The organism is Neochlamydia sp. TUME1 (assembly GCF_000813645.1).
In the GTDB taxonomy this organism is placed as follows: domain Bacteria; phylum Chlamydiota; class Chlamydiia; order Chlamydiales; family Parachlamydiaceae; genus Neochlamydia.
The window spans coordinates 1-4,791 of sequence record NZ_JRXI01000183.1; the positions used below are offsets into that span (position 1 = coordinate 1).

4 protein-coding genes are annotated in these 4,791 nt (G+C 37.7%); 2 read left to right on the forward strand and 2 right to left on the reverse strand.

Annotated elements, in window-relative coordinates:
• The first annotated feature begins 1,386 nt into the window (after positions 1-1,386).
• Both DB41_RS13035 and DB41_RS08280 read left to right on the forward strand, forming a co-directional pair.
• On the forward strand, positions 1,387-1,527 hold the full coding sequence (locus DB41_RS13035) for a transposase (RefSeq protein WP_368730552.1): 141 nt from the start codon (positions 1,387-1,389) through the stop codon (positions 1,525-1,527).
• Between the two features lie 218 nt (positions 1,528-1,745).
• Positions 1,746-3,269, forward strand: coding sequence for an Ig domain-containing protein (locus tag DB41_RS08280; RefSeq protein ID WP_039386261.1), 1,524 nt, complete (start codon positions 1,746-1,748; stop codon positions 3,267-3,269).
• A 310-nt stretch (positions 3,270-3,579) separates the two neighbouring features.
• Here DB41_RS08280 and DB41_RS08285 read toward each other — a convergent pair whose 3' ends face one another.
• Together DB41_RS08285 and DB41_RS08290 are read right to left on the reverse strand one after the other, a co-directional pair.
• Positions 3,580-3,957 carry a hypothetical protein gene (locus tag DB41_RS08285; protein WP_039386263.1) on the reverse strand — a complete coding sequence of 126 codons (378 nt, stop codon included), beginning with the start codon at positions 3,955-3,957 and terminating at the stop codon, positions 3,580-3,582.
• 149 nt (positions 3,958-4,106) lie between these two features.
• On the reverse strand, positions 4,107-4,706 hold the full coding sequence (locus tag DB41_RS08290) for a hypothetical protein (protein WP_039386265.1): 600 nt from the start codon (positions 4,704-4,706) through the stop codon (positions 4,107-4,109).
• Positions 4,707-4,791: the final 85 nt, after the last annotated feature.

Consider the following 4,791-nt stretch of genomic DNA (forward strand, 5'->3'; position numbering starts at 1 on the left):
CTCTTATCGCTTATTGCAAGCTTGAATTTCTTAAAATTAAAACCTTACTTAATCACTTTGCTTTAAAATATAAGTTAATCCTTAAAGCCAATCAGATGGCCTATCAAGAACTGCAAAATTTACAAAGGAGTTCTATGCCTGCGTAAGGTGAGTTTTTCACTGTCCTTAAGGTAATGCTTGACTAAAGTAGGCATTCTCTTTGATAGGCCGCTTGGCTAAAAGATGACTACCCCTCTTTGTTCGACGCCTTTATAGCAAGAGATAGTCTTAAAAGCTCGATAGCCTTGTATTATCACTGCAGTTTTGTCGTAGGGCACTTCAAATATGAGTTCTTTGGCCTCTTTGATCTGCATGGGAACAGGCGTGACAAATAAGCTTATCCTCTTTTAAAGGTTTGCAAGGGAGTTAGCGTATAAAGAGCACTATCTCCTACTCTATAGTCCAACATGATTTAGAGCATTTTGCGCTAAGGAAAGACTTTAGGAGCATTTTTTTTAATGCTATATTTCCATTACAAGTCACTCATTACAAAGCCCTTAATTTCTTGCAAAGTTTACTATAAAACCAAACAAGTTAGATGACCAATAGGGCCACCTTTTTAAATTCTGCTTTAGCGGCGAACTTAATCAAAATCATTCTCTTACTTAAGTTATCTTAAGTTGATTGTATGGAAGCAGCTAGAGGAAGAATTTGATAAGTTGTTTGTAGAAAAATAAGTCAACCAGCTAGGCCAGTAAGATTAGTTGTAGGGCACCTTTATCTTGCAACACATCGAGGAGATTTCTGATGAAAATGTGGCATCTCGATGGGTAGAAAACGCTTACTGACAATATTTTCTTAAGTATGGCTTTTGACACCAGGCGCACCTTTCCTATCTCTTTAATTAACGCTAGTTATCGGATAAGAAAATAATTGAAAAAAGGCCTTCACAGCTTTGAAAAGCATTTTGCACTAAAAAAACTTAAAGCTGGAAGGTGAAAATGGTTGAAAAAGATATCTACTTATTAATCTCCATTTTTTGCGGTGTAGATGATTTTTTGTAACCAATTTAAGGTTAGATAATACACAACATGGGCTGAAAACCATTTAAAAACCACTCATTGAAAAAGCAAAGAAAGAAGTAGAAGGCCAAAATGATCATTAAGTGAAGCGATGCCTATTGTCATCATGTCTCATAAAAGTGGCTATAAAATGTTTAAAGGTTACTCTATGTGGCAAGTCATTCCCTCGCTAAAGAAATATTTTCCTCATGTGCTTTTCTATCATAAGTTCATCGCTTTAATGAAAACATGCTCATTCTCCTTTTTGTTTATTCACAAGCTTGCTTAAAGAGAGAGTGTACAGGCATTTCATTTATCGCTTTTACTCTATTGGCAGTGTGCCATAATCGTCGCCTCCACTCCCTTCCAAGTTTTTAAAAAAATAGCTAAAAGAGGAAAAGCCTCTAGCCGGTATTTTTATGGATTCAAACTACATTTAATTATGAATGATAAAGGAAAAATTTTTGTTTATATGTTAACGCCATGAAATGTGGAGGTCCAAGACTCCTGTCTATGATCTATCTAAAAATATTTTTGGCAAAATGTTTAATGAGTTGGCTTACAGTTTAGGTATAATTGAAGCAAACTTAGAGTGTTTTCTTATCTGATAACTCGTGTTAATTAAACTTTTATTAAGAAAAAACTTTGACGCCAAAAGCAAAAATATTCTAAAAGGAAAATTTCAAAAAAATAAAGGAAAAAAAAATGAAAAAAATTTTAATGTTTTTGCTTGTGATCATGGCAGCTTATAGCCATGGGTATAGCCAAAGCTGTGATCATGCTAGAGGAAGAACCCACAACGCCTTGATTCCTACTTTTAAATTAGCCTTGGCGCCTCGCCCTGCCACCGAAGAAACGGCTATAGCTTTTTTTGGGGAAGTAGGCAGGAGGAATTATCGTGCCAATGGAACAGTAGGTTGGCTCTACAGCCATGAAGATCGATTCAAGCTTTCAGCTGAATATTTAACACAAAGATTAGGCTATCGTTTTTCCACCGGGAAAAAAGAACGGTGGATGCATCAGTATGCTCTTGGAGCTAAATATCAACATGATTTTTATCATCAGTTTTTCAATAAGGTGGAGGCTACAGCCTATTACTCTTACGCCGCGTCTCACAATTTAAAGCCTAAGAGATGTAAAGATTTTCTTTACTGGCGCCGTATTGCTGGCTCTAGCAGCTATGGAGGCTCCCTAGGGATAACCATAACCCCTTGGTATTCCAGCCGCTTTCAGGTAGATGCAGATTTCGATAGCGTAAGCTACCGTCGAAAATATAGATCTAGAAAACATCTATCTGGCTTAGGGGCAAGCTTTGGCTATCAACAACAAATTGCTTCTCATTTCCTTCTTGATCTCTTAGCCGAATTTAAACGCCATTATAACTATGGAAAAGTACGTTTAAGCTGGTCTCAGCCTGAATGGACAGGATTGACCGTAGGATTATTTGGTGCTCATACGCGAGGAAAATCTCACCTTCCCAACCTTACCACTGCAGGTATCGAGCTTACCTACGCTTTTGGAACGCAAAAACAGATGGATAACAACGCCTGCAACCCATGCTATTGTGACCCTGCTTTAGCAGGCTGGGTGAGTGCACCTGCAGTTTATATGCCTGAAGTGTTAGCCATTACGGAAGAAAAAAGAAAGAAAATGATTGTGCCTCCCTCCTGCCATGAATTGAAGTATTCTCCTATCCCTAATTTTAGCTTTTCGGGTAATGAACCCTATAGCTTTGATATCAGCCCTTATTTTAGCAATCCTAGTGGAGGAGCTTTAACTTATAGTGCCTCCGGATTACCGGCAGAGGCAAGTATTAATCCAACAACAGGACTCATCTCAGGGATAGGTTTGCAAGACAATCAGATATATAATATTGTCATCATGGCTACAGCTAGTGATGCTTGTGCAAGTGTAAGCCAATCTTTTACCATTAGCTTCCCCTGTGCTCCGCCTACCTCGACTCCTCTAGAAAATCCAATAAATTTGGCCATGCTTGGTGGTCAGCCCTATACCTTAGATCAAGTCACAGGACATTTTTTTAGTCCAAACGGTGAACCCTTCACCTTTACGGCTACAGGACTACCTTCTGGCTCATCCATTAATCCCACAACGGGGGTAATCACAGGAATTTCAAGAGGATCGGGACCTGTATTTGCCGTGACCATTACAGGAACCACGCCTTGTGGTTCAACTAGCCAAAGCTTTGTTCTAACATTTTATTCAGCTTAAGCATGAAGTTTAGCTTGGGTAAGCTAAAAATTAAATGTTGGAAAAAAGCCTAAGGATGGTGTTGATAGGCATTGCCCCCTTTAGCAGGGGGCGTTTCGCTCTCACCTCTTGAGCCCCGATTGCCCTGCATAGGAATGAAAAAAAATTTAAAGAGGGAAATAGGAAAGAGACGATAAGTAGGAAAATAGGAAGATTTTAAAAAGAGCCGGGAAGGAGAGATTTTTCATCTCCTAATAAAAAATTGCCCGTTTAAATTATTGCTTAGACATGAGCCACTATAAGTAAAAGCACACTTTCTTCCTCGGCATTTTTAATGCGCGCATGTAAAAATCAATTTAACTTGCAAATCTTCGAGGAGAGATTTTTCGCCTTTAAGATTAGAAATTTTGTCTATTAATCTTCGTCTTACACTGTCATTTTGCTTAGCAAGAAGAACCAAATGATCCTTCAATAAGTCAACGTTAGAAGTAGTCAGAGGTACTTCTTTTAAGCTTTTCATCAATTCATTCGTATACTTATCAAGTTTTTTAGCGCTTTCTAACATTTTAATGGAAGAAGTAACAGGATGGGTTTCTATCCATTGACGCAACTCTTCTATTCCTCTATCTTCATCTTTTTTTTCTAAAACCTCATACTCTTGATAAGAGTGGGCTCCACATGAAGTAAATAAACTAAAAATATAATTCATTATTTCCTCTCTTTTTTATAGGTTAATGAATAAAATATTAGAGCAAAACTCTACTTTTTTTAGCTAAGAAACTAGGAATTTGCTCCTCGATTATAAGATGGATTTAAAACTATCATATTCTCTTTTGTAAAGACAGTCCATCAAAAGTTTTAAGGTTCGTCGCCCGTCGCTTTAATAATAGAGTTTAATAGGGGAAAAGCCATAAGGCTTGCTCCTATGAACATATTAGCACTGCCAGCTCCTTGCCCGCCATCGGTAGCATTTAAAGCAAATATGGAAGATACACCTCGAGTAAAGGTAACAGTTGCACCTGCTAAAAGGTAGGTAGTACCCAAATTCCTATTATTCCCATAGGTCTCAAAGATATGATGACCAAGTTTCCTCACATAGTTGCCCCCGGGGAGCCCCCAGACGCCAGCTGATAAATACTTCACTTTTTTAATTGTAGAGGAAAGCTTCTCATCATATCTAATCGTAGTGTCCTTGATTGCTTCTTGCGCCTCGGCAGGTTTTTTCTTAGCTAGATCGAAAATTTTTTCCTTTAAATAGCTTTCGCACTTCCCTTGAAAAGGCCCATCACTATTAAGCGTTTGAGAAAGACATTGCATACAAGCGATAAATTTATTTGTAAGAGTAGCGTTAGAGGCGTCAATATGGCTGATTACTGAAGTAATATCCCCTGTATTGAGCACATTGGAAGTTTGCCCTGCAGCATCGGTAAATGCTGTCATATTTATATTAACTACCATATCCTATTCCCTCAATCTTCTAAAATATTGATTACTAACTCAAAACTAATATTTATTTTAAAACAAAAAGATAAAGAATAAAAAT